Source organism: Acetobacterium tundrae (genome assembly GCF_008086615.1).
Classification (GTDB): domain Bacteria; phylum Bacillota; class Clostridia; order Eubacteriales; family Eubacteriaceae; genus Acetobacterium; species Acetobacterium tundrae.
The window spans coordinates 48,237-74,576 of the sequence record NZ_RXYB01000006.1; the positions used below are offsets into that span (position 1 = coordinate 48,237).

The following is a 26,340-nucleotide window of genomic DNA, read 5'->3' on the forward strand; positions in this document are numbered from 1 at the left end:
ATGTCGGCAACACAATTATAAATATAAAATACAAAGGCGCTGAGATAAAAAATCTTGACGCTTTTTTTATATTGGGCTTGCCAGCGCTCTGGAACAAAAATTTGAGATTTCAAGGCAATTGCTATTGACAATTGCAGTATTTTTGCTTATGATATAAAACATATATGAAAAGTATGGTATAAAACAGCGCAATTTGGCTGTGAACCAGTTGTTTCATCGCAACTTGGATTTAGAACAAGCCCTGGCAAAGGTTGGATCATAATCAAGAAAGAGGTAAGATAATGGGACTATTAACGAATGAAATTAAAGATGCTTTGAAAGTGGTCGGCAAAGGTGGCTCAGTGGTTCATTTGGCTACCAGTAGTATTGATGGAAAGCCTAATATCGTAGCTGAACGGTTTGTGACAAGCTATTTGGATGACTATATTCTGATTGCTGATATGTTTGCTCAAAAAACAAAGGTTAATCTCAATGAGAATCCTCACGCAGCGATTTCGATTGCGCATCCCATTGGTTCCCGTTCCTGGGTTTTCAGGGGGCCGGCAACAGTGATTAATATTGGGGCTGCCGCAAGTGACACTTGGCATGATATTAATGTCGGTCAAGTGTTGGCGGAGTGGGGTGATTGGGCAGCGAAAGAACCGCCACTTGAAGTTCCCCCAGATATTGCCCCACCCAAAGTAGCTCAACGTGGATTAATTGTTTTAAAAGTGGAAGAAATTATTTCATCAGAACTTAAAACTTCTGGAAATAAGATTTCATAGGAGGAAAGCATGAAATTAACACCGAGAATCGAAAATTGGATTGAAAGTTTTGGCGTTCACATAGCAATTGCAGATGATAAAGGTCAAATTACAATTATTGTTGCTGAGAAAACATCAGTTGACGGAGATGTGGTTACCGTCGATTTATCCGAAAATCAAAGAAATCAAATTGAAGAAGTTTTGTCAAAAAATGATTATGTTGCGCTGGCTCCTGGTCAACTTGGTGCGATCCGAGCGCCATACCAATTAAAAGGCAGCGCTCATCTCGTCAATGGTTATCTAGAGGTTGAAATTGCTGAAATATATTGTACAAAACCGGGACCGGAGGCAGGTATTCGGTTGGATGTATTGGGTTATGACGGTATGCAGCATTTTGATGAAAGCCGTTGGACAGATTTAGCACCCGTTAATCCAAGTTAATAATGAAACATCCTGAGAAATTACCTTGGACAATTTCTTCTTTATGTGATGGATGTGCCAGCTGTTTCAACGCCTGTCCTTTAGAAATAATTGTCATGGCAGAAACAGAACACGACGGTTTTTCCATTCCAATTCTAAAGAACTATGAAGACTGCATCGGGTGTGGAAAATGTGCAGATATCTGTTCCATGGGAGGAATTGCTATGACTGCTTATGTGTGTGATGCCGAAGAAAAATGCAAACGTGACAGGGAGAAATTTTTGTTTCAGAAAGGTCTGTATTGAAGGGAGATGTCTAAATGAGCGAATTGCTATGGGATCATACCATCCATTATATAAATGATCTTCAACAAGCCAATGCTGTTTTTGAAAAAAATGGATTAATCGCAAAACAGGGTGGAAGTCATGAAGGATTTGGCACCTGCAATTCACTCAGCTATTTTTGGGCTTCCTATGTCGAGTTTTTGTCAATTGATGATAAGATGGTCAATAATAACCCAGTTGAAGACATCCTGATTTTTGCTGATGCCGGAAAATTACTTCCAAAGCATGAAGCCTTCGGAAGAATTGGTTTAAGAACTCACGATATTGTTGCATTGAGAAATAAATTGGTTAAAAAAAACCTGAGTTTATCAGAAATATTTGCTGGTAATCGAACGACTCCTGATGGGGAAAGACTCACCTGGAAGCTGCTGATGATCAATGGCGATTATGACGGGCTACCCTATCCTTTTATTATCGACTGGGAAATAACAGAAGAACAGCGATTCAGGCAGTTGAAAGGCAAGGGGCTAATCAATCAACATCCGTTAGGTCAGTTGTTTTTATATGAAGGTGTTTTCGAGGTTGAAAATCCTGAGATCACAGCCAAACATTGGGCGGATATTTTTGGATTTGCACAAAAAAATGAGACCACGATTATCATCGGGCAGCAACTGTTTCGTTTTGAAAAGGGAAGCGAAAATCGTTTGCAAGAACTCAATTTTTTATGTGACGGTGAAAAGGGGTTTGATTTCAAAATCGGAGAAGGTCATTACCGAAGTTTATAAAAAAGGATTTAATAAAACAGAAATGTTTTATTAAATCCTTTTTAAATTTCCTGAATCCAGCTGTGAAAGTTGAGCGATTAAGATCATGATTTTGTTGACAACAATTGTCCAAAATGATATATTGAATATATGTTCAATATATCATTTTGGAGGTATTATGGCACGAACGAAGGAACAAAATGAAAAAATGAGGGTAACTCGCAAAGAAAAAATCCGAAATGCGGCACTTTTACAATTTGTCAAACAGGGCTTATTTGCCACTCGTATCCAGGATATTGCAGCGGAAGCAGGTATCGCTCAGGGGCTTTTATATCATTACTATGCTTCAAAAGACGAGATCTTTGTGGATCTCATAAATGATGCATTGGATAAAACCATTGAGGCATCCTATTCGGTACGGGATATGGAGATCGACCCAGGCGAAAAAATCCGCTTTGCTTTAGAAAGACTTATTGATACCATTGAAAATAGTCAGACATTTTTGGATACATGTCGGCTGATTACCCAAGCTAGCAATTCAACAGCAATTCCTCAGGAGGCTCGGGATCTTATTCAAGAAAAAAGGAATATACCCTATCAAGTAATCGAAAAAATAATGGAAGCGGGACAAAAAGAAGGAACCATCATTGCAGGGGATCCCAAAATGCTGTCTATTTTTTTCTGGACCAACATTAATGGCTTGGCAATATATTATTCCACTAATAATAACAGGGAAGTAAAGCTGGATTATCGTGTGCTTTCATCCATGTTTTTGATTGAAAATGAAAGAGAGGTTGAAAAATGATGCAAAAGATCAAACCCTTTTTAAATGAGGAAGGGAAAATCAAGCAGATTCCTTCGAAACAGTCAAAGCAATTACTGGTATATGAATATCTGGCAGAAAAGTTTGATGATGATCAGGAATACTCAGAAAAGTCGGTTAATCAGCTAATTGATACCTGGCATACTTTCGGAGATTGTATCTTATTAAGACGCGGATTAATAGAAACTGGATTTTTATGTCGATTATCAGATGGAAGCAAATATTGGAAAAACAAAGAAAAGGAATAAATGTAATATGAGTACTAAAGCAAAAATGATGTATATAGCAATGAAATATCGGCATCTTTTTAAAGGGCAATTACATCCGGAAGTAATTAATGAAAATACATCAGTTGAAAAACTGCGTCAAAATTGCGATGATACGGCATTGCGCTTTTTTAAACCGATGGAAGGGATTAGTTATATTCCAGCAGATTATTCGGAACTTTACGCTGAATGGATTAAGGTTGAAAATGCGCCGGAAGTCAAGGTCGTGATGTATTTTCATGGCGGTGGTTTTGTTATGGGGAATGCACTATCGCATAGAAACATTGTAAGTAATTTCGTGAAACATTTGGGAATCAATGCATTGGTGTTTAATTATCGTCTCGCTCCGGAGAATCCGTCTCCTGCTGCAGTTTATGACTCAACTGCTATTTATAACTGGTTACTTACGCAAGGTTATGAGCCGAATAATATTGTGTTTGCAGGGGACTCGGCAGGTGGAGGGATTGCAATGGCTACCCTTTTAAAATGTAAGGATGATGGTATCCCTTTACCGGCAGTCTGCGCTCTATTTTCACCCTGTACAGACATGACAATTTCAGGAGAGTCCCATCAAACAAAGGCCAAAGCAGATCCCTGCACACCTAAAGGATCGACAGAGACTTATCTTGGTTATTACATAGGCAATGGTGATCCGAGGCATCCCTATACTTCACCCTTGTTTGGAGACTTAACCGGTCTGCCGCCGATTATTATTCAAGTTGGCAATAATGAAACGCTGAGAGATGATTCAACCCGTTTTGCAAAAAAGGCAAAAGAATCTGGAGTCGAAGTTCGGCTTAAAGTCTGGAAAGGAATGTTTCATTGCTTCCCCTTGCTGGCACCTATGTTTCCAGAAGCGTCAGAGGCGTTGGCAGAAGTATGTCAGTTTATTTGGAATCATTTAAAGGATCAAATTCAATAATTGGACTAAAAGACTTGCTTAAGATTTTTGAATTCCTTTCCCAATATTAATAAAAATATATAGGATGTATGCGATTATCAATAGAGCAACGTAATTAAAATCTAAAATTAAATTTTAAGGAAATAAAACAATGCCAAAACCTTAAAGTGAAGACGATTCGGAAATCCAATCCTAAAATAATTAAGATTCGTGAAAAAATTCATCTTCGTTCTTGACAGTTTGAGCCATTACAAATAGAATAAGAAATATAAAAGAAAATGACATCAAAATAGGATTGATTCTATAATAAAGGCTTTTGGATAATAGGTGATGTTTTTTGGCGAAAAACAGAAAGTTCAAAACGAGGAAGAAAAATGGAAGCGAATATTAAAGATCGAATTAAAAAACTGTTAGCCCTAGGTAAAAGTCCCAATGCCAATGAAGCAAATTATGCTATTTTAAAAGCAAAAAAGCTGATGGTTGAATATAAATTAACAGATCGGGATTTATTAAGATATGATGAAAAACCAATTAAGATAGATAGCAATATTTATTATACGACTCGGAGAGAACATTGGATGACCGGTTTGGCCGATGTCATTGCTGAGAATAATTGTTGTGTTTTCTATATGATTACACCGTCCGGTGCTCAACGGCACTACATTATTTTTTATGGATATGAGGAAGATGCCCTGATCTGCAGCAGTATATTCGCCTATGCGGTCGATTGCATACGATCCCAGCTGAAGGCGATAAAAAAGGTTATGAAACTGGATGAAAAGCCCAATGCCATTATTAATGAAGCCTGTGAAACTTATGGCAAAGGTTTTTATGAGGGTTTGGATGATGCTTATACGATTCAGGATTTTGAGCACCAGGAATGGGGTCTGGTGATGACTGTTCCGCCGGAGGTCAAAGAAATTCTCAAGCCAATGGAACATGCCCGCCATAAAGAGAAAAACCATGAAGACCACTATTCTTTTTATGCGCAAGGCTATCGAGAAGGTAAAATATTTACCACTCAAAATAAATTGGAAGACGTCAAGGCAACAGCCGTGTAATCTATTTGTACAAATAAAAAAAGCCAGATACTTGTTATTGATAAGTATCTGGCTTTTTTGGTTCGTCCTGCAAGGGCAAAATCTAATAGGTGAAAGTTGGGTGTTCTATAGCATCGTTACATTAGCCCTGAACAACGAACAAGAGAGAGTTGAATCACTGAATCCAGTATTTAAAGGTTATCATAAGTCATGAAGAGATCGCCGGCGAGTAGGTTATACCATTGTAGAAGCTATTAGGAAGGATACCGCATAAATCAAATTTTTTGTGTAAAGGCTCTGTTTTTATTTTCTAGATTAAGGTTATTAAACGATTTTTAAGGTATATAATAAATATATAGATTTTTCCTACAAAGAAAAAAGATATTTGTGTCGGAAGTCACTTTTCTGGAATAGGCATTAAATCACGAAAGGATTTGTGAAGCAATGGACGCTTATTTACGTTTACTAATCGAGGGAGGAGTACTGCTTGCCGGTACTCTGGTTTTTTTATGGATTTTTTTGATAAAATCTGGAAAAACACCTAAATTAAATATGAGAGACGCCTCTCTTTCAAGTGAAGAACTGGAAGATCATGCAAAAAAGATTGCCTTTGAGCATTCGGTATCGGTCAAAAAAAGATCTTCAAAATCGCCAATTTTAAGAATGAATGACAACTACAAATTTATCATGACCGTGTACAAGGAGCTTAATGAAGATGTTCAAAAGAAATTTGCTGTACCACCGGCATCGGAATGGTTACTGGACAACTTCTATGTTATTGAAAAACAGGTCAAAGGATTAAGGCGTGATTTAAAAAAATCAGATTATATCAGGTTACCTGTTTTGAAATCTGGGCTGTTAAAGGGGCAAATCCGTATATTTGCCGTAGCGGTTGAACTTGTTGCGCATACAGATGGACAGATTGATGAAAAAATACTATCCGATTATTTAAAAGCATACCAGTCGCACAGTGTTCTTTTTGATCGCGAAATTGTTGCATTGCCAATGATGATTACCCTTGCGCTCATTGAAAACATAAGGGTTCTTTGTGAAGATATAAGAAAAACCCAAACCCAATGGCATAAAGCAGATAAAATATTTGTAAAGTGGATTGAAAATGAAGAATACGATACCAGGAAAACAGTAAAGCTGCTTCAAGACAGTCTGAAAAGCTTGGATGAAGTGGAGCCGTCCTTTGTTGAGCATTTGTTTTATCGATTGAGACGATCCGGTCGCAGTTATGTGGAAGTTTTGCAAAACATGGATGAGAACCTGGATAAGCTGGGAACAACCACAGAGGAGATCACCAAAAAAGAACACAGTACTCAATCTGTTAATACCGTAACCATGGGCAATTCCATCACCAGTATTCATTTTTTCTCATCCCTGGATTGGTCGGATCTGTTTGAATCGGTGAGTATGGTGGAGCAGATATTAAAACAAGATCCGGATGGAACCTATCCACTCATGGATATTGCAACACGGAGTCATTACCGAACAAAAGTGGAAGAACTTGCCCTGAGTTTTGGTGTATCGGAACTCTATTTGGCAAAGATGGCCATTGCATTTGCAAAGGAAGCTTATATCAAATCCAATCAAAGCGAGTCTGTGGACGCCAGTATCCAAAGAACCTGGCATGTTGGGTATTATTTAATCGGAAACGGTATTAAAAATCTGGAAAACAGAGAAAAGAAGATTAATAGTTTTAGTCCAAAAGCAGAGAGCATGGGCAAAAAAAATCCTGGAATCCTTTATATCGGTTCCATGGGTCTGATTACCCTGCTTTTTGTTTTTATAGCGGTCCGTTATTCAAATTTTACCACATCATCACATGTCGTTTTGTTTTCTATTTTAGCAATCATCGCAGTGTTGATTCCCGCATCTGAAATTGCAGTGGATGTGGTAAATTGGATTGTCTGCCATGCGCTAAAACCTGCTTTTTTTCCAAGATTACAATTAAAAGATGGTATTCCCGAAACCATGAGTACCATTGTTGCGATACCAACACTTCTTTCAGACGAAAATCGGGTCAAAGAACTGCTGGCAGGATTGGAAAGTCATTATTTGTCGAACCGAGAAGATCATTTATATTTTGCTCTCATTGGAGCCTTTAGAGATTCGGATGAAGCTGCCATGAAAGATGACGAAGCGATTATTGAAACCGCATTATCCGGAATAAAGGAACTCAACGACAAATATGCCAAAGAGAGCACGGATAAATTTTATTTTTTCCATCGGGACAGTCAATATAGCAAAGAAAATGACAAATGGATCGGCTGGGAGCGAAAAAGAGGTGCCTTAATGGAATTCAATGACCTCATTCTCGGGGCAACCGATACCAGCTTTTCCTATGTATCTTCTAAAAACCCCCCATTTTCCAATGTTAAATATATCATTACCCTGGATAGCGACACCATTCTCCCAATGGGTATGGCAAAGAAAATGATTGCGACCATGGCTCACCCCTTAAACAGACCGGTGATTGATAAGGAAAGAGGGGTGGTGGTTGAGGGTTACGGACTCATGCAGCCCAGAGTTGAAGTCGATAATGAGAGCTCCAACAGGTCCCTCTTTTCACGGATCTTCACTGGTCAGGAAGGCATCGATCCCTATGCTACCGCTATTTCCGATGTCTATCAGGATCTCTTCGGCGAAGGCATTTTTGTGGGTAAGGGAATTTATGATTTAACCGTATTCCAAAGTATTATGAAGGATGCCATCCCAGATAATACCATTCTGAGTCATGATCTTTTGGAAGGGTCTTATGTGAGAACTGGTTTAGTGACAGATCTTAAATTGGTCGATTCTTATCCGTCAAAATATAATTCGTTTTCTTTAAGACTTCACCGTTGGGTTCGAGGTGACTGGCAACTGGTACCAATTTTATTCAGAAAAATTTTCGATCGCAGTCATAGCAAGATATTTAATCCTCTTTCACGACTATCCAAGTGGAAAATATTTGATAATTTGAGAAGAAGTCTTGTCTCCCCGGCGCTGATGTTATTGGCCTTTTTAAGTTTCACCTTTCTTCCTGGAAGTATCTATTTCTGGCTTGCGTATTTTTTTCTAGCTCAGGCATTCCCTCTCATTTTGGGTGTGATCGGATACTTATTCTCGGCCCGGATTGGAAATGACCGAATCAAACGGTATACACCGGTAATGTTTGGCCTTAAAGCGGTACTTATGCAGTTTTTGCTGACCCTGCTTTTTTTACCTTATCAGGCTTGGCTGATGGCAAGTGCCATTGTGGTCACCCTGGTACGGGTTTTTATTACCAAGAAAAATCTGCTGGAATGGGTGACGGCTGATGATGTTGAGAAATTTCAGAAAAATTCCTTGATCAGTTATATATCCACCATGAAGGCTTCCTTGTTTCAAGCCCCACTTGTTGTTCTGTTTGCATTTATTTTTAAATCGGAAGCAATTCTACTCAGTCTGGCCTTTTTTCTCGTTTGGGTAAGTGGACCATTGATTGCCTATTTCATCAGTAAAGACCATCAAGAGAAACTTTTCAAGATTTCAGAAAGTGATACCCATGAATTGGGAAGAATTACACGAAAAACCTGGCGTTATTTTGAAGATTTTTCCAATGCCAGGAGTCACTATCTGATTCCTGACAATTATCAGGCAGATCCTCCCAGAGGGCTTGCTCAGCGAACATCCCCGACGAATATCGGGCTGGGACTGTTGGCACCATTATCCGCCAGAGACTTTGGTTATATTGGGACCTTTAAGATGGTCGATTTGATTGAAAAAACAGTGGATACCATTGAAACGTTGGAAAAATGGAATGGTCATTTACTAAACTGGTATGATACTCTGACCTTAAAACCCCTTCACCCTGCATATATTTCAACGGTGGATAGTGGGAACCTTTTATGTTATCTCATCACCTTGAAGCAAGGATTAAAAGACTATCTTCACAGTCCTGTTGTTGATCCCCGATTTTCAAATGGAATCAGAGATACGCTACACTGCGCAGGCAAGAAAGACTATTCAGCCTATGATGAAATTCTTCCAATGGATACACGCACCGGGAATCCATCAGTAGATTTGATGGATTGGAACCAGACGCTCAATACGTTATCGAGGGAAGAGCATTTGGCGGATCTTGATGAAGGCGTTTGGAAAACAAAACTTGAAGACATGATCAGCATGTTTAAAAATGATATGACAAAATGGATGCCGGGGATTGATTTGCTGGAAAAAATTCCGGAAGGTTTATCAAAGTATGGCGAAAAAGATGACGTTTGTTCCAATATTGAAGAATTATTGAGCATGCTTAAGAAAAATACGGATTTGTATGATTTGCCCCAAACTTACAAAGATTCAGCAGAAATTGCAACTAAATTGGCGGATGCTATTAGAAAAACAAATCAGGACAGTCATTCTGAATGGATAAAATGGCTTATCGATTTGGCGGAAACTTTGAATACGGCTGTTTCTGCGATTCAACAGTTTATCAACCGATACATGACGTTGATTGAACGTATCGATGCACTTTCAAAGGCAATGGATTTTTTACCCTTGTATGACAAGAAGAAAGAATTATTCAGCATCGGTTTTAATCTGGAAGAAAAAAAGCTGACCAATTCATTCTATGATCTCCTGGCATCTGAGTCACGTCAGACCAGTTATGTTTGCATCGCAAAAGGAAAAATACCAGCTTCCCACTGGTTTAAATTGGGTCGGGCCTTAACTAATGTTGATCATTACAAAGGTCTGATTTCCTGGACAGGAACCATGTTTGAATATCTGATGCCGCTTTTGATTATGAAAAGTTATAAAAATACGTTGCTGGATGAAACCTATTCATTTGTGATTAAGAGTCAGAAAAAATATGGAAATGAGAGAGCAATGCCCTGGGGAACCTCGGAATCCGGCTACAATGTTATGGATAAGGATCATGACTATCGATACAAGGCCATTGGTGTCCCATGGTTAGGCTTAAAAAGAGGATTGATTGAGGATGCGGTTACCGCTCCGTATGCCACTTTTCTGGCCCTGATGGTTGAGCCTGAGGATGCCATCAAAAATATCAAACGGCTGAAGGCGGAAGGTCTTGAAGGACCTTACGGTTTTTATGAAGCAGCAGACTATACCCCGGAACGGTTGGGTTTTGAAACAAAACGTGCCGTTATAAAAAGTTTCATGGCACATCATCAGGGGATGAGTTTAATGGCGCTGAATAACTGTATGAATAAAAACATTATGCAGACCCGTTTTCATGAGGACCCGGAAATCAATGCGGCCCGGTTATTGCTTCAGGAAAAGGTCTCATCAGACCTTATCTTTACAAAAGGAACTAAAGAAAAAGTGGTGCCTTACAAAGGCAAGATTTACAAAAAAGAAAGCTCAGTACGACGGTTCACGCGACCAGATCCAATTTTGCCAAAAACACATATCTTATCAAATGGAAATTATTCCATTATGATTACAGATAGAGGCACCGGATACAGCAAAAGTAAAATGGCAGCAGTAACACGCTGGAGAGAAGACAGCACGCTGGATCAATATGGGATGTTTTTCTATCTGCGCAATATCGATACGAATGCGGTTTGGTCGGCGGCTTATTCGCCAATAAATGTTATGCCGGATAAATATGAAGTTGTCTTCACAGCAGACAAAGCAACTTTTAAGCGAACGGATGGGGAAATTGAAACAAAAACCGAGGTTATTGTTGCATCCAGCGATAATGTCGAAATCCGCAGAGTCACCCTAAAGAATACCGGTGAAAAAGCATATGCTCTGGAATTGACCAGTTATTTTGAAGTGGTCATGGCACCTCAGGCAGGGGACATTGCCCATATGGCGTTTAGCAATCTTTTTGTAGAAACTGAATTTAACCCGAATAAAAAATGTATCATTGCCAACAGACGGCCACGATCAGACAGCGATAAAAGTATGTGGTTGGGCAATGCGGTTGTACTTAAAGGTACTATTCTGGGTGACATTCAGTATGAAACCGATCGGATGCAAATGATCGGCAGAGGAAATAATGTTAAGAATCCGGTTGTTATGAATCAGGAAAAACCGCTTTCCAATACAACTGGACCGGTGCTTGATCCGGTCATGAGTTTCCGGCTTAAAGTAAAAATCGAACCAGGGAAAACCGCTCAATTCTCATTTATAACTGCTTTTAGTGAAAGTGAAGAATCCCTGCTTAATCTCATCGACCAGTATGGAAATTTCGGTGCGGTAGAAGGTGCTTTCAAGCTGGCATTGACGCGTAGTCAGGTCGAAACAAAATATCTCAATCTGGATGCAGAAGAAATAGAACTCTATCAGGATATGATTTCTCATATTGTCTTTATCAGTCCTGCAAAAAGAATGAGTCAGGAGTTGATCCTTAAAAATACCCAGGGACAATCGGCCTTATGGAAATATGGAATTTCCGGAGATAATCCAATTGTTGTTGTGGATTTAAGCAAAATCGATCAGGTTAAAATACTTTATGAGGTTTTAAAAGCCCATGAATATTGGCGCTTAATGGATTTAAAAGTGGATTTGGTCATATTGAGCGACGAGGAATACAGTTATTCTTTACCATTATATGCCCTCATATCCGACATTGTATTGTCAACCCAGACCCATGACATATTAAAAACCAGTGAAGATGTTTTTATCCTGGAAAAAAATAAATTGGATGAAGAAGATGTCTTTCTGATTTATGCTGTCGCCAGAGTGATATTAAAAGGCGGGGCTGGTATTATGAGAGATCAGATAACCGATCATTCAGTCAATCAGTCAAAGATGCTGGAGCGTCAGACGTTTCCGCAAAAGAAGAAATTTTTGAGTAAACCCATCAATTTCCCAATGCCTCAGACTGAAGAGCAAAATCTGTTATACAACAATGGTATTGGCGGGTTTGGTTCAGATGGAAGTGACTATGTTGTTCAATTGGGAAAGGGTCAGAATACACCGGCGCCCTGGGTGAATGTGATCACAAATCCTGAATTTGGATTTATGGTTTCAGAGTCGGGTTCAGGCTATACCTGGTATAAAAACAGCCATGAAAACAAGCTCACACCCTGGTCAAACGATGTCGTATCGGACAGTCCGGGAGAAGTGATCTATATCGGAGATGATGATACCGGAGAACTATGGACAGTAACGCCTTTACCGATCCGGGAAGATGAGCCGTATATTATCCGGCACGGCTTTGGATATTCCTTATTTGAACATAACAGTCACGGAATCAAGCAACGAATGACCCAGCATGTGCCAGTGAGTGAATCCGTGAAAATAAGTCTGGTCAATTTAAAAAATGACTCAGATCTGGAGAGACATTTAACCCTGACTTATTACATCCGACCGGTTTTGGGTGTAAGTGATCAATTTACGGCCATGCATATCAAAACCAGATTGGATGAATCTGGTGCTTTATTAATTGAAAATCCCTATAATGAGGATTATCCAGAGCAAATCTGCTTTATGGATGTCTCAATAAGAGCGCGTTCGGTTACCAGTGATCGAAAAGAATTTTTCGGAAGCGGTGACATGAGCAGTCCGGAGAGCTTATCATATGAGCGTTTGACTGGTGCCTTAGGCACTGGTTTTGACCCTTGTGGGGTCATTCAGGTGAAGGTCACGCTTGAACCGAATGAAAGAAAAGACATTGTTTTCTTATTGGGAGTTGGGAATAATAGCGAAGCGGTTAATACGATAGCTAAAAAGTATTTAGATGTCAAGAATACAAAGGATTCACTGAATGAGGTTATCGGATTTTGGAAAAGTAAGCTGGAAATTATACAGGTGGATACACCAACGGTTTCCATGAATCTTATGCTGGACGGATGGCTTGAGTATCAGGTCATTTCCTGCAGATTATGGGGGCGATCAGGATTTTATCAATCCGGAGGTGCCTTTGGTTTTAGAGATCAGCTTCAGGATGCTTTAGCTGTTGCCAATTTTTGGCCGGAAATATCCCGGTCTCAAATACTCCTCCATGCAAGTCATCAGTATGTTCAGGGAGACGTTCAGCATTGGTGGCATGATCCGAAAGGATTGGGGACCCGAACGCATTTTTCAGACGATCGTTTGTGGCTGCCCTATGTGACCGCTGAATATATCCGGATTACTGGGGATGGTGATATATTAAATGAAGAAATTCCATTTATAGAAGAATCGGAGTTAATAGAATTTGAAGATGAAAGATGTGGAATTCCAAAGCAGGTCAACGTTCAGTCATCCTTGTATGACCACTGTTTAAGAGCCATTGAGATTTCCCTGAAATTCGGGGAACACGGGCTTCCCCTGATGGGAACCGGAGATTGGAATGATGGGATGAACACAGTGGGAAACAAAGGCCGTGGAGAAAGCGTCTGGCTGGGCTGGTTTTTAGTTGCTGTCATTGACGGATTTATACCGCTATGTAAAAAAATAGGGGATCAGGAAATCGCTGAAAAGTACGCCGAAGTAAGAATAAAAACAATCGAAGCAATTGAAAAGAGCGCATGGGATGGAAACTGGTACAGACGGGCCTATTTTGATAACGGACAACCATTGGGTTCGGTGCAGAACAGTGAGTGCAAGATTGATTCCATTGCGCAGAGCTGGTCGGTTATCTCAGGAGCGGGAAATACTGAGCGGTCACTTCAGGCGATGAGGTCTTTGGAAGACTATCTTGTCAGCAGAGAAGATGGGTTGATCAAACTGCTGACCCCGCCATTTGACAAATCAGATCTTGAACCCGGGTATATCAAGGGATATATCCCAGGGGTCAGAGAAAACGGGGGACAATATACCCATGCAGCAGCCTGGGCTATTATTGCCTTTGCAAAACTGGGTGACGGTGACAAAGCCTGGGAACTGTTTGAACTGATTAATCCGATTAACCATACCTCAAACTTGAGAGACTATTCTAGATACAAGGTAGAACCTTATGTATTAGCCGCTGATGTTTATTCGACTTATCCTCATACCGGAAGGGGTGGCTGGACATGGTATACCGGAGCTGCCGGCTGGTTGTACAGAGCCGGGTTGGAGTACATTCTGGGATTCCAGAAAAACGGAGAAACCATTATCATGGATCCTTGTATTCCCGGGAAGTGGAAAGAATATAATCTGAAATACAACTATCTGGGCACAACTTATGATATTAAAGTGAAAAACCCGGAGGGGGTTAACAAAGGCGTTAAAAAAATATCAGTTGACGGAATAATATCCACCAGAAATGTGATTAATCTGGTGGATGATAAAGAAAATCATGAGATTGAAGTTCACATGGGATGATAGAAAAAGGGGCCAATATTGCAGATGCTCATGCAATATCGGCCCCTTTTGTCTACTATTTGTGTTTATCGATGGTGTCATTTATATTTCCTGCGACGTTTTCTTTTAGTTTATCTGCATTATCGCCGATTTCCGCTGTTCTTTTCTCTAGTTCGCCTTTTTTAGACTGAATTTTACCTTTTAATTCCAACTCGTCATTGTTGGTAACTTTTCCAACTGTCTCCTTCACTCCGCCCACGAGCTTATCTTTGGTTGATTCGATTTTAACTTTTGTATTTGACATAATTAAAGCCTACTTTCAATAATTTATTTTGTTTAGAACTCATTCTATCTACTACGTCGAACAAGATTGACTACAATTAGAATAACAGCGATCACGAGAAGAATATGAATTAATCCGCCAAACGTATAAGAAGTAATCAACCCTAAAATCCATAATACACAGAGAACAATTGCTATAGTCCATAGCATTTTTATCACCCTTTCTTAGTTATTGCGTCTATTTTAATATTATACCCAATATAATGCTACTTAAACATATGCTATAGTCCATAGCATTTTTATCACCCTTTCTTAGTTATTGCGTTTACTTTAATATTATACCCAATATAATGCTACTTAAACATAAATCAATATATTGAGATAGTTTAAACTGGATTTCCCTGGCGGCGATTTTGTTTATGTTTTCAAAATGCCTGGCACAAATCGTTTTGCTATTGGGACTTTTCATTTATGGTTATAGGAGGCCCACTTTCAAAATAAAGTCATATAAAAAAAGGTGATAAAAGGTGATACTAGTGTTTTTTATAAGTTGTTTAGGATAGAATGGAACAGTTAGAAAAATATTACGTTGAAATCGGGAATTTGCTTGTGAAGATAGTTATTCATTATAAATTCAGCAAGAATGGAAGGTGTTCTAAATGGGAAAAAATGGAGTCATGATTCAATATTTCGAATGGAATTTACCGGATGATGGTAAGCATTGGCAAAAATTAAAAGATGATGCCCAGCATTTAAAAGAAATAGGAATTAGTTTAGTTTGGATGCCCCCAGCAACAAAAGCAACGGGTACCAATGATGTTGGTTATGGGGTTTATGACTTATATGATTTAGGTGAATTTGATCAAAAGGGTGCGGTTCGTACAAAATATGGTACAAAAGAAGAATATTTAGCAGCGATCAAAGCTTTGCATGATAATGGCATTTTAGCAATTGCCGATATTGTATTAAACCATAAAGCAGGAGCAGATGAATCTGAACATTTTCCGGTCTATGAAGTTGATCCGAATAATCGTCAAAAAAAAGTTTCAGATGCCTATGAAATTGAAGGTTGGACAAAATTTATATTTCCCGGGAGAAAAGGAAAATATTCGGTATTTCAATGGAATTGGACACATTTTTCAGGAACTGATTTTAATCAGGAAAATGGAAAAAAAGCCATCTATATGATTAAGGGAATTAATAAAGGTTGGGCGGACAATGATGAAGTCGATAATGAAAATGGTAACTATGATTATTTGATGTATGCCGACGTTGATTATGACAATCCGGATGTAAAAGAAGAGGTAAAACGTTGGAGTGAATGGTATATCAATGAAACCGGTGTCGATGGTTTTCGCCTGGATGCGGTTAAACATATTGATGATGAATTTATCGATGAGTTTATTAAAAACATACATAAAAAAAAGGGTGATGATTTTTATACCGTCGGAGAATATTGGAAGAAAAATTATGAAACATTAGAAGATTATATCGAGGATACCGATTGGAATGTGGATTTATTCGATGTTTCTTTGCATATGAATTTTTCAAAGGCAAGTAAATCCGGAAATAGTTTCGACATGAGTACAATGTTCCATAATACATTAATGGAAAAAAACCCAGCCCAAACAGTAACATTTGTTGACAATCATGATTCTCAACCTTCACAAGCTCTGGAATCGTGGGTAGATGACTGGTTCAAACCCTTAGCTTATGGGATGATTTTATTACGAGAAAATGGATTGCCCTGTGTTTTTTGGGGGGACTACTATGGTATTGCTGGAGAAAATCCGATTCAAGGTAAACAGGAATTAATCGATAAATTGTTATCTTTACGGATAAACTATGCATATGGAAAACAAAACGATTATTTGGACCATCCCAATTGCATTGGTTGGACCCGAGAGGGTGATGAAAAACATTCTGCGGGCATGGCAGTTTTGATAACAAATGGCGATGAAGGTTTAAAAGATATGTATATTGGTAAGCAACATGCTGGAAAAGTTTATGCGGATTATTTAGAAAATCGCGAAGAAACAGTAGTAATTAATAATAAAGGGTTGGGCACTTTCCTATGTGCGCCAGGTTCTATTTCGGTCTGGGCAGAACGGGTGACTAAACCATAATTATCGAAAAAAGCGACGGAATTTCCAGCCCCCTAATATGTCCGAGATCATCAAGGGACTAATAGTAGGATGGTTTTATGCAAATGAAAAAATGAAATAAAATAGTGCATAAACCGGATAAAAGCTAAAAATAGGGTATATATTTATAATGATGAAGAATAATTTATTAATAGGAGGATTTAATTATGACAGATACAAAAGGTAAAATTGAGTCAACCAAAGATAAGCTCGTGGGCGGAGTCAAGGAGGCAGTTGGGAAAGTTACGAACAATGAAGAGTTGGAATTAAAAGGTAAAATACAGTCCTTAAAAGGGGAGCTAGAGGGAAAAGCAGTGGATGTCGGTGATAAGCTAGGCGAAATAAAAGAAGATGTCGCAGAAAAGATCAATGATTTCATCGATAAAAAGAAAGAAGAAAAGTAAAAGTACTATATAGTAAGATGCTTTTACTGAAAGAACTAGGTTGAAATTAGAGGTGTAAAAAATGAATTCAGGTGCGAGAAGGATTATTGGATTAGTTGTCGGATTAGTTCAAGCGGTATTGTTGATTCGTTTGATTTTAAAACTGCTGGGCGCAAACCCGGAAAATGTTTTTGTTAATGGTGTTTATATGATCACTCAGCCGGTAGTGGTTATTTTCGAAGGGATTTTTGCCCAAATTTCTGTTACAAATATTAGCGCCACCGGAGTCTTTGAGCCGGCAACTCTAATTGCGATGCTGGTTGTGGCCTTGATTGGTTGGGTTTTACAGAAGATTTTTTCGGCGCATTAAACCATTATTCGAAAGTGAATATTGAAATCAAGAAAACAAATTTCGTTTTAGGTGATAGTCACAAGAACAAGTTCATTGATTTGGTCTAACAATTCAATATCTATAAGTTCACCAATTTGTTTGCTGTCTACGGTAATGCTGATGTCTTTACTGGCAGGATCGGGATCTAAGGGATGCGTGCGAAAGACGATGATAAGACCGTTTCAAAATTTGTGTACACCGTCAAGCTGATGTAGAATAAAATCAGCTTGACGGTGTTTTTATTTTTCCTTTGAATTTTTTGTTTGGCTCGTGTGCCTTCCAAAGATCTTGAGTTGCTCACATCAGATTCTTGTAAAAAAAGATGGCCAGCTGGGTTCGATCTCGCAGCGCTAGTTTTTCCAGGATGACGCTGATGCGATTTCTTACCGTTCCTTCACTTAAATACAGGCTGTTTGCAATCTCACGGTTACTGAGTCCCTGGGCGACCAGGTCAATGATTTCCCTTTCCTTATCGCTTAAATCAAAGGTCTGATGATCCTGATGATCCCCACTATTTATCAACCCCGGTATTTTTGTTACAATATCCTGGCCAAAGACACTTTGTCCAATCTGTACGGCTCGCAGCGATGGAACAATGCTTTCAAAATTCTGTTTGATAATGTAGCCCTTTGCGCCCAGCTTAAGGGCTTTGATAATATAGTCGTCATCCAGAAAAGTGGTTAAAAATAATATCTTTGCATCTTTATCGTCGTTCAGAATGGTCCCGGCTGCTTCCAGTCCGGTCATTACATCCATGCGGATATCCATCAGCAGGACATCCGGTTTTAACTGACTATACAATAAAATGGCTTCCTGGCCATTATAGCCCAGCCCCACCACTTCAATATTATCTTCGGATTCAATAATGGTTTTCAATGACGTGCATACCAGCCTGTCATCATCAACAACAACGATTTTCATGGTTCCCCTTTCGTTTCTATTCATTTTTCGGCACCGAAATAAAAATTCTAAAACCCCGGTCAGCGGTGATATTCACATTGCCGTTGAGGGCGGAGACCCGATCAATAATATTCTTGAGCCCAATGCCTTCGCCGTCAGGCGTCTTTGTCCCAGCCCCGTTATCCTCGACAACCAGCTGGATCAGCCCCGGATGTTCCCGGACAATTACCGAGACTTGGGTGGCACAGGAATGCTTAATGATATTTGAAAAGGCTTCCTTCACCACTGTAATAAAACAGTATTTGACGTCTTTATCCAGACCGGATTCCACATCATAGTCCAATTTTACGGGACAGAAATCAAAATTTTTAATCAGCGTCTGCAGCTCCACCTGTAAATCCAGCGATTCATCATGAAGATCGTGGACACTGTTTCTGATGCTGTCCATGGCTTCGGAGAGGGTTTCCTTAATCTGCACCAGGCCCTCTTTTGTCTGTTCATCGGTGCTGATGGCAAGTAGGGCTCCGGTTTGCAGAATACTCCGGGAAAGCATATGCCCGACATTGTCATGAATATCCCTGGCAATTCGGTTCCGTTCCGTTAAGGTGGCCAGGTTCAGTTCATAGTCCTGCTTTTCCATCAGTATTTTATTCTTTTTTTCAAGCTGCAGAGCGGTTTCCCTCGTTGCATCCCGAAGCGAGTTATAGTCTTTCTTTAATGTTTCCAGGGAAAGGGTATGCTTTTTCAGGAAATAGGCAACCACCATAAAAACCGGAATCAGAACAACTGAAGTGCCGTCAAGTTGATTGAAGCCAATGATGATGGGCAGAAGCGACAGGGTCCACAGCCACTTGTATTGACAAACGAGAATGTCGTAGCACATCAGCGGCACAAACATGAGATAAACCGGTTCAAAAAAGCAGATCACCACATAGCCCACAAACAGAACGGCTGTTACAACTCCTTCTTTTAAATAGCTTGAAGCGGCGCCAAAAATGATTGCCACCAGAACCGGGGCGATCAGAAGCGCATTGTCAACGGTGGTCAGATACAAGGCCAGACAGAACACAAAAATAATCAGTTTATCAATCAGCTTATTCATCATTACCAGACCTTCATGAGAATTTTATCCAGATACCATCATATCCAGCACTTTTTTATTATTCATACTTTAACATAAATGGTGACATTTGTCATACTTATTAAGGAGGCAGGTCACTTACAAAGTGCCACAATCTTTATTAAAATAGACACATCAACAAATATAATTCATGCAATACTGATAGTCAACGAACAATAATTGCTTTACGATCGGTTTCCCCAAACAATTGTGTAACGTGTAGGCGAACAGGCGATAGCCTGTCCGACGTACCGTGTAACAATTGTTTCGTGCGAAACGGATCGTAAAGCTCACAGCAGTATCGCGATTAAACTCATAAAGGAGAAATTAATATGGTAATCAATGTGAAAAATCTGGTCAAACGATACGGGAATCTGATCGCCCTGGATCATTTCAATCTGGAGGTACAGGAAGGCGAAATCCTCGGACTCCTGGGTCCCAACGGTTCGGGAAAAACAACCGCCATCAACTGCATTTTATCGCTGCTTAAATATGATAAGGGCACGATTGAAATTTACGATCAGCCGATGTCCCCGGAGGCCTACGCCATCAAACGCAACATCGGTGTTGTGATGCAAAACGTGGCCGTATTCAATGAGCTGACCGTATATGAAAATATCGACTACTTCTGCGGTCTCTATGTTTCCGATAAACAAACCCGAAAAAAACTGGTGGCAGAGGCCATCGATTTTGTGGGGCTCAATGATTTTAAAAAATTCTACCCGAAGAAACTCAGCGGTGGTTTGCTTCGTCGTCTGAACATCGCCTGCGGCATTGCCCATAAGCCAAAGCTCATCATTCTGGATGAACCGACCGTGGCTGTCGATCCGCAGAGTCGAAACAATATTCTGGAAGGGATCATGGAGTTGAACCGACAGGGTGCCACCATCATCTATACTTCTCATTATATGGAAGAGATTGAGCAGATCTGCAGCCGTATTGCCATCATGGATAAGGGTAAGATCATTGCCATGGGAACCAATGAAGATCTAAAGAAGATGATCAAATCCGGCGAGCATATCAACCTTGAACTGCTGAATCCCGAGGAGCTGGAGCTATCCGAAATCAAATCACTGCCACATGTTATTTCTGCTGAACTAACGGACCATCAGCTGGTGGTGAAATCAAGCCGGGGGAAAAACAATCTGATTATGATTCTCGATCACTTGAAGGATCAGAATATTGGCATCGGTAAAATTTATTCGGAACCGCCAACCCTTAACGATGTGTTTCTGGAAATAACCGGCAAAGAACTCAGAGATTAGGAGGAAAACCATGTTTTTATTTAATTATCGCTATCGTCTCAAGTGCATCTTTAAAGACCGGCAATTAATATTCTGGACTTTTATGTTTCCGATTCTTCTGGCAACCCTGTTCAATTTGGCCTTTGCCAACCTTTCAAGCTCAGATAATTTCAAGAAGGTGAATGTCGCGGTGGTTCAAAACGGGGAGCTGGATCAAAACCCGGCTTTCATCCAGGCTCTGGATGGGGCTGATAATCTATTTGTTGTCAAGTACACAACTCAGGATGAAGCGGCCGTGCTCCTTTCTGATCATGACATTGATGGCTATATCACTTTCGATCCTGATCTTAACCTGGTGGTGAACCAGTCCGGTCTCAATCAGACCATCATCCGGGGATTTTTGGATGATTTCAAGCAATCTTCAGCTACCATCATAACCATTATCACCCAGAATCCCTCGGCTCTGGATAACGGCATCCTTGAAGGAATTTCCAGTCGGACCGAATATCTGAAAGCGGTATCTGCCAACCAGTCCAACCCGGATCCGGTTGTTAATTATTTCTACACGCTGATTGCGATGACTTGTTTATATGGCGGGTTTCTCGGGGTAAAAGAGGTGGTGGCCATTCAGGCGGATCTCTCTGATGTGGGTGCCCGCATCAATCTGGCGCCCACCAATAAACTGACAGTCTTTCTTGCCTCGATCATGGCCGCCACGACGGTTCAGCTGTTGGAACTACTAATTCTGCTGGCCTTTATCATCGGGGTTTTGGGCATCAGTTTCGGCGACCAGCTTGGTTATATCGCCCTGACCTGTGCGGTGGGAAGCTTGACCGGCGTGACCTTCGGAACTTGCATTGCGGCCATTATAAAAAAGGGCGAGGGCCTCAAAATTGGGATCCTGATTGGTTCTACTATGATTATGTGCTTTCTGGCCGGGATGATGTCTGCCGACATTAAGTATACGGTGATGACCAAAGCTCCCATCTTGGGCTACCTCAATCCGGCCAACTTGATCACTGACAGTTTTTATGCCCTGTACTACTACAATACCCATACCCAGTTTTTTACTGATATCCTACTGCTGTGCGGCTTTACGCTTCTCTTCAGTTCAGTTACCTATTTTGTTTTAAGGAGACAGAAATATGCAAGTTTATAAAGCTTTTTTCAAAGTAATTCTGAAAAATCGAACTCAGATTTTGATTTACCTGGTGGTTTTCATGGCCCTGGCGCTGATCCTCAGTGGTGCCTATAACCCGCCACAAGATACCGATTTTACCAAAGTCAAGGTCAATATTGCCTTCATTAATGACGATGGTGATTCTCAGCTAGTGGCTGGACTCAAAACCTATCTGGGTGAAAATGCCAACCTGGTGGCTATTCCCGACGATACCAAAAAACTCCAGGATGCATTGTTTTTCAGACAGGTGGAATACATCCTCAGAGTTCCGGCCGGATTTACCGAGGATATGCTAAACGGTAAAGAAGTTCAGCTGGAAAAAACAACCGTCCCTGATTCCACCAGCAATATCTATATGGATCTGCTGATCAATAAATATTTGAACACGGTTAAAACCTACACAACCTATCTACCCGGTCTCAGTCAGGATGAGCTGTCCCAGAATCTGGAAAAGGATCTGGCAGAACAAAGCGAAGTGACCATGATCAGCAATGGAACGCACTCAATCTATGCCGAAAAATCGGGATACTATTTCAATTATCTGTCCTATTCCCTGTTTGCCATTCTGATTCTGGGGGTTTGCTCAGTGATGCTGGTTTTCAATGATACGGATTTGAAACGGCGGAATCTCTGTTCCCCGATTCGATCAGCCAACATGAATATGCAGATGGTTCTCGGAAATATCAGTTTTGCCATTCTGACCTGGCTGGTTCTGATCTCGGCAAGTTTTATCATGTATGGCAGCTTCATGTTTACCGCCACCGGCCTACTGCTGCTGTTAAACTCATTTGTGTTCACCCTGGCGGTCTTAAGCATCAGCTATTTAATCGGCAATCTCGTCAAAAGCCGGGGCGCTATGTCAGCCATAGCCAATGTTTTTGCACTGGGTACCAGCTTTATTAGCGGGGTATTTGTCCCTCAGGAACTGCTGGGAGCCAATGTGCTGACCATTGCCAGCTTTACTCCCACCTATTGGTATGTCAAAGCCAATAACGAAATCACCGCCGCCGTCAGCTTTAATACAGACAATCTGAGTTCCATTTTCACCAGTATGGTTCTGGTGCTTGCTTTCGGGGTTGCTGTCCTCGGGGTAACACTGGTGCTGATCAAACAAAGACGGGTGGAATCTTAATCGAGAGTCTCCCACTGCTACTGAACAAACACGATGGGCAGTCAAATACTGCCCGTACTTTGAAATCATGCAAATTAAAAAGTGATGATCGATGAAGCGGATCATCAGCCAAGTGAAAAGGGCAATCCAGAGAAGTTGTAAAATTAAAATAGCGGGAGCTGCTTCTTTAAAACGGATAGTAATGGCAGAATCGATATAAACTCGACGGAGCGTTGATTGAATAGTCAAAGGTAGTTGGTTAAGATAAAGATCATGGAGGTAAGAAAATGGATTGCAATAAGGTAGGCGCATTACTGAAAGCGTTACGAAAAGAAAAAGAAATGACCCAAAAACAGGTTGCCGATCAGATGAACATCAGTGATAAAACAATTTCCAAATGGGAGCGTGGTCTGGGTTGCCCAGATGTATCCCTTCTTGGAGAGCTTTCGGAACTATTTGAAGTGAATATTGAAAAAATACTTTTGGGAGATTTGAAATCGAATGATATGGAAACGGGAAATCTGAAACGAATGAAATTTTATGTGTGTCCAAACTGTGGAAATGTAATCAGCAATATCGGAGCCGCAGATATTTCCTGCTGTGGACGAAAATTGGCTCCACTGGTTGCCAAACCGGCAGATAAAAAACATGCGGCCAAAGTGGAAGATGCTGATGGGCAATATTATATTACCTTTGATCATGAAATGAGCAAGACACATTTTCTTTCTTTTGTGGCCTATGTTACAAGTGACAGAAGCTTGTTCATAAAACTGTATCCCGAACAGACCGCTTCGGTACATCTGTCAAAAATAGTTGGTGGAAACCTAATGAAAAAGAGCAGTGGAAAGCTGTATTATTATTGCAGTCAGCATGGGCTGTGGGTATTATAATAGGTGATGAAATGAAAATGGAGAAAAAACTTGATGTTAAACAATTTCTTGATGAGTCAGGAAAAATAGTGCAATTATCGGAAAATAAGAAGAAGCGTCGGGCGTTACTGGAATATCTGGCCGAAAAATTTGAGCCGGATTGCGATTATAGTGAGCGAGCAGTCAATGAAATCTGTAGCAAATGGCATACATTTGGGGATTATTTTCTATTGAGACGTGAACTCGTCGATTACGGTTTGTTGTGCCGTGAGCAAGACGGATCCCGTTACTGGAAACCGGAAACTAATCGAAATGGCAAATAGAAAAAATCGACATCTTAATGAATGAGAAAAAGGAGTTAACAATGAATATGAAATTTCATCCCATCGACTTTGAAACTTGGGATCGAAGACAATACTTTTATTATTTTACAGAAATGCTGCCCACTGGGTTTAACCTGAGTGTGGAGATTGATATTACAGAGACGTATAATAAGATGAAAGAGTTAGGCAAGAAGTTTTTTCCTGCTTATCTGTATCTTTCAGCAAAACTGATATCTGAACAACAGGAATTCCGAATTGTAAAAACAGATGACCAATTCGGGTATTATGAGGTTTTACATCCTTCCTATGCATGCTTTCACGATGACGACAAAACGTTGTCGAACATGTGGACGGATTATAGCCCTGATTTTGAAACTTTTTATCAACACTATATGGATGATAAAGCCCAATATTCTGGAAATCATGGAATTTTGGCAAAACCCGAAATGCCGCCCCCAAATAGCTTTATGGTTGGCATGTTGCCATGGACACAGTTTACCAGTTATTCACCAGTACCCTACGGCAAGGGTGATTATTATTTTCCTATTTTGCAGGCTGGCAGGTTTTTTGGAAAAGAAGGCAGAAAAAAGATGCCTTTTTCCATCACTGTTCATCACGCAGTAGTTGATGGATACCATGTGAACTTATTTTTGGAAAAGTTTCAAAATAGCATGAACCAACCAGAATTATGGATGAAGAGAGGCAGTTCTTAATTTGTGCTTCGGTTCCCTGCCTCAATGGCAAATGGTAATAATCAGAGAGATCTGAAAAGATTGCGAAATTCATAATGAGAAAAATGAGAAGTAAAGATTTCAAGAATTTCTTTTCACATAATTTTCTTTTCATTCACATTGATAGATATCGTTCATTGATGTTCCTTGCTCATTCACGGCAGAAGAATTTTATTGATAGCAGTATTCCTAAAAACTGAGAGCTAAACAAAAAAGATATAAAATCAAACAGGTTAAAACAGTTATTATAGAGTATAATTAATGCAAAGATGTAACTTGGATTTGAGCTCGGGTAGAAAATGCGATAATCTGCGACGTAGGTCATCAACTAATTGAAAAGTAGTAAAATTTGCAGATAGAAATATTATTAGTCTAGGTGAAGGGAAAGTATGATAAAAAATTTATTGTTTGTGAATGCGTGTGTGCGCGGAAGTGAATCCAGAACAAAAAAGTTGTGTGATGAATTTATTAAGTGGTTAAATAACAAGGAAGAATATCAGATTGATGAGTGTAACTTGGAATGTGAAGAAATAAAACCAATGAAGTCGGAATCATTGATCAGACGAAATCAATTGTTGGAAGACGAAAAATATACTGATGAAATGTTTATTTATGCAAAAAAGTTTGCGGAGGCAGATAGTATTGTTATTGGGGCACCCTATTGGGATTTGTCTTTTCCAGCATTAATAAAAGTATATTTTGAGGCAGTGAGTGTATGTGGTATCACATTTCAATATGGCGCAGATGGCATTCCGATGGGAATGTGCCATGCAGAGAAACTGTATTATGTGACTTCTTGCGGCGGATTCATTGGAAATTTTAATTTTGGTTATGATTATATCAAAGGGTTATCGATGCTTTATGGCATCAAAAATACAGAAATGATCGCTGCGGAAGGATTGGATATTATTGGTATGGATGTGGATGCGCAAATGAGAAAAGCATTGAAGAGAACAAAGAAGTTGTAAAATTAGTTGGGCGTTTTCCGTATTGAGGCAAAGGCCATAGAGCCTGAACAAAGTGAGGGCCAGCGTCTTGAGACACCGTTCAGCAATACCCAATATTTTTTACCTTGAAGATATGATTAGATCAACTGTCTGGTTGAATGATTTCGATATTTGTGTTTTGTGGTCTTTGTACCATATTTATTTGTTCATGAATAATATCTTTTTCCGGCCAATTGAACCATGTTTTTTATAATTTTACCA

Annotated in this window: 24 protein-coding genes; 19 read left to right on the top strand and 5 right to left on the bottom strand. The window is 39.9% G+C overall.

The window, feature by feature from the left end; genetic code table 11:
• Nucleotides 1–281: 281 nt before the first annotated feature.
• The 9 genes from FZC40_RS06675 (at nt 282) to FZC40_RS06715 (ending at nt 14,475) form a co-directional block, all read left to right on the top strand.
• Nucleotides 282–764: a pyridoxamine 5'-phosphate oxidase family protein gene (locus FZC40_RS06675; protein ID WP_148603135.1), complete on the top strand. Its 483-nt coding sequence runs from the start codon at nt 282–284 to the stop codon at nt 762–764.
• 9 nt (nt 765–773) lie between these two features.
• Nucleotides 774–1,184, top strand: coding sequence for a hypothetical protein (locus FZC40_RS06680; protein ID WP_148603136.1), 411 nt, complete (start codon nt 774–776; stop codon nt 1,182–1,184).
• Nucleotides 1,185–1,186: 2 nt separating this feature from the next.
• Nucleotides 1,187–1,468: a 4Fe-4S dicluster domain-containing protein gene (locus tag FZC40_RS06685; protein ID WP_148603137.1), complete on the top strand. Its 282-nt coding sequence runs from the start codon at nt 1,187–1,189 to the stop codon at nt 1,466–1,468.
• A gap of 14 nt (nt 1,469–1,482) precedes the next feature.
• On the top strand, nt 1,483–2,232 hold the full coding sequence (locus FZC40_RS06690) for a VOC family protein (protein ID WP_148603138.1): 750 nt from the start codon (nt 1,483–1,485) through the stop codon (nt 2,230–2,232).
• Between the two features lie 157 nt (nt 2,233–2,389).
• A complete protein-coding gene (locus tag FZC40_RS06695; protein ID WP_186843712.1) occupies nt 2,390–3,016 on the top strand; it encodes a TetR/AcrR family transcriptional regulator in 627 nt (208 codons plus the stop codon).
• Complete coding sequence (locus tag FZC40_RS06700) at nt 3,013–3,282, top strand: DUF2087 domain-containing protein (RefSeq protein WP_186843713.1); 270 nt, start codon at nt 3,013–3,015, stop codon at nt 3,280–3,282. The genes FZC40_RS06695 and FZC40_RS06700 overlap by 4 nt, the downstream gene beginning before the upstream one ends.
• A 7-nt stretch (nt 3,283–3,289) precedes the next feature.
• Nucleotides 3,290–4,222, top strand: coding sequence for an alpha/beta hydrolase (locus FZC40_RS06705; protein ID WP_186843714.1), 933 nt, complete (start codon nt 3,290–3,292; stop codon nt 4,220–4,222).
• Between the two features lie 353 nt (nt 4,223–4,575).
• The gene (locus tag FZC40_RS06710; protein WP_148603141.1) at nt 4,576–5,262 is read left to right on the top strand and encodes a DUF2786 domain-containing protein; all 687 of its coding nucleotides are present in this window, start codon (nt 4,576–4,578) and stop codon (nt 5,260–5,262) included.
• 423 nt (nt 5,263–5,685) lie between these two features.
• Complete coding sequence (locus tag FZC40_RS06715; RefSeq protein ID WP_148603142.1) at nt 5,686–14,475, top strand: GH36-type glycosyl hydrolase domain-containing protein; 8,790 nt, start codon at nt 5,686–5,688, stop codon at nt 14,473–14,475.
• 55 nt (nt 14,476–14,530) lie between these two features.
• On the opposite strand, the gene FZC40_RS06720 is transcribed toward FZC40_RS06715, so the two are convergent.
• Complete coding sequence (locus FZC40_RS06720) at nt 14,531–14,758, bottom strand: CsbD family protein (protein ID WP_148603143.1); 228 nt, start codon at nt 14,756–14,758, stop codon at nt 14,531–14,533.
• 44 nt (nt 14,759–14,802) lie between these two features.
• On the bottom strand, nt 14,803–14,946 hold the full coding sequence (locus FZC40_RS06725; protein WP_148603144.1) for a lmo0937 family membrane protein: 144 nt from the start codon (nt 14,944–14,946) through the stop codon (nt 14,803–14,805).
• A gap of 449 nt (nt 14,947–15,395) precedes the next feature.
• Between FZC40_RS06725 and FZC40_RS06730 the strand changes: the two genes are divergently transcribed.
• The 3 genes from FZC40_RS06730 (at nt 15,396) to FZC40_RS06740 (ending at nt 17,633) form a co-directional block, all read left to right on the top strand.
• A complete protein-coding gene (locus FZC40_RS06730) occupies nt 15,396–16,862 on the top strand; it encodes an alpha-amylase (RefSeq protein ID WP_148603145.1) in 1,467 nt (488 codons plus the stop codon).
• A gap of 185 nt (nt 16,863–17,047) precedes the next feature.
• Entirely contained in the window at nt 17,048–17,284 is a 237-nt protein-coding gene (locus tag FZC40_RS06735) for a CsbD family protein (protein WP_148603146.1), read from the top strand.
• Nucleotides 17,285–17,345: 61 nt separating this feature from the next.
• Nucleotides 17,346–17,633: a YggT family protein gene (locus FZC40_RS06740; protein WP_148603147.1), complete on the top strand. Its 288-nt coding sequence runs from the start codon at nt 17,346–17,348 to the stop codon at nt 17,631–17,633.
• A gap of 47 nt (nt 17,634–17,680) precedes the next feature.
• Here FZC40_RS06740 and FZC40_RS17755 read toward each other — a convergent pair whose 3' ends face one another.
• From FZC40_RS17755 to FZC40_RS06755, 3 genes are all read right to left on the bottom strand, one after another.
• On the bottom strand, nt 17,681–17,827 hold the full coding sequence (locus FZC40_RS17755) for a JAB domain-containing protein (RefSeq protein ID WP_148603229.1): 147 nt from the start codon (nt 17,825–17,827) through the stop codon (nt 17,681–17,683).
• Nucleotides 17,828–17,951: 124 nt separating this feature from the next.
• The gene (locus FZC40_RS06750; RefSeq protein ID WP_148603230.1) at nt 17,952–18,575 is read right to left on the bottom strand and encodes a response regulator transcription factor; all 624 of its coding nucleotides are present in this window, start codon (nt 18,573–18,575) and stop codon (nt 17,952–17,954) included.
• A 16-nt stretch (nt 18,576–18,591) separates the two neighbouring features.
• Complete coding sequence (locus FZC40_RS06755; RefSeq protein WP_243135770.1) at nt 18,592–19,659, bottom strand: sensor histidine kinase; 1,068 nt, start codon at nt 19,657–19,659, stop codon at nt 18,592–18,594.
• Nucleotides 19,660–20,006: 347 nt separating this feature from the next.
• Between FZC40_RS06755 and FZC40_RS06760 the strand changes: the two genes are divergently transcribed.
• The 7 genes from FZC40_RS06760 (at nt 20,007) to FZC40_RS06790 (ending at nt 26,100) form a co-directional block, all read left to right on the top strand.
• Complete coding sequence (locus FZC40_RS06760) at nt 20,007–20,939, top strand: ABC transporter ATP-binding protein (RefSeq protein WP_148603148.1); 933 nt, start codon at nt 20,007–20,009, stop codon at nt 20,937–20,939.
• Nucleotides 20,940–20,949: 10 nt separating this feature from the next.
• On the top strand, nt 20,950–22,077 hold the full coding sequence (locus FZC40_RS06765; RefSeq protein WP_148603149.1) for an ABC transporter permease: 1,128 nt from the start codon (nt 20,950–20,952) through the stop codon (nt 22,075–22,077).
• Nucleotides 22,064–23,230: an ABC transporter permease gene (locus FZC40_RS06770; RefSeq protein WP_148603150.1), complete on the top strand. Its 1,167-nt coding sequence runs from the start codon at nt 22,064–22,066 to the stop codon at nt 23,228–23,230. Before FZC40_RS06765 ends, FZC40_RS06770 begins: the two co-directional genes overlap by 14 nt.
• A 266-nt stretch (nt 23,231–23,496) precedes the next feature.
• Entirely contained in the window at nt 23,497–24,099 is a 603-nt protein-coding gene (locus tag FZC40_RS06775) for a helix-turn-helix domain-containing protein (RefSeq protein ID WP_148603151.1), read from the top strand.
• Between the two features lie 11 nt (nt 24,100–24,110).
• The gene (locus FZC40_RS06780; RefSeq protein WP_311135686.1) at nt 24,111–24,401 is read left to right on the top strand and encodes a DUF2087 domain-containing protein; all 291 of its coding nucleotides are present in this window, start codon (nt 24,111–24,113) and stop codon (nt 24,399–24,401) included.
• Between the two features lie 41 nt (nt 24,402–24,442).
• Nucleotides 24,443–25,114 carry a chloramphenicol acetyltransferase gene (locus tag FZC40_RS06785; RefSeq protein WP_148603153.1) on the top strand — a complete coding sequence of 224 codons (672 nt, stop codon included), beginning with the start codon at nt 24,443–24,445 and terminating at the stop codon, nt 25,112–25,114.
• Nucleotides 25,115–25,521: 407 nt separating this feature from the next.
• Nucleotides 25,522–26,100: an NAD(P)H-dependent oxidoreductase gene (locus FZC40_RS06790; protein ID WP_148603154.1), complete on the top strand. Its 579-nt coding sequence runs from the start codon at nt 25,522–25,524 to the stop codon at nt 26,098–26,100.
• The last annotated feature ends 240 nt before the right edge of the window (nt 26,101–26,340 follow it).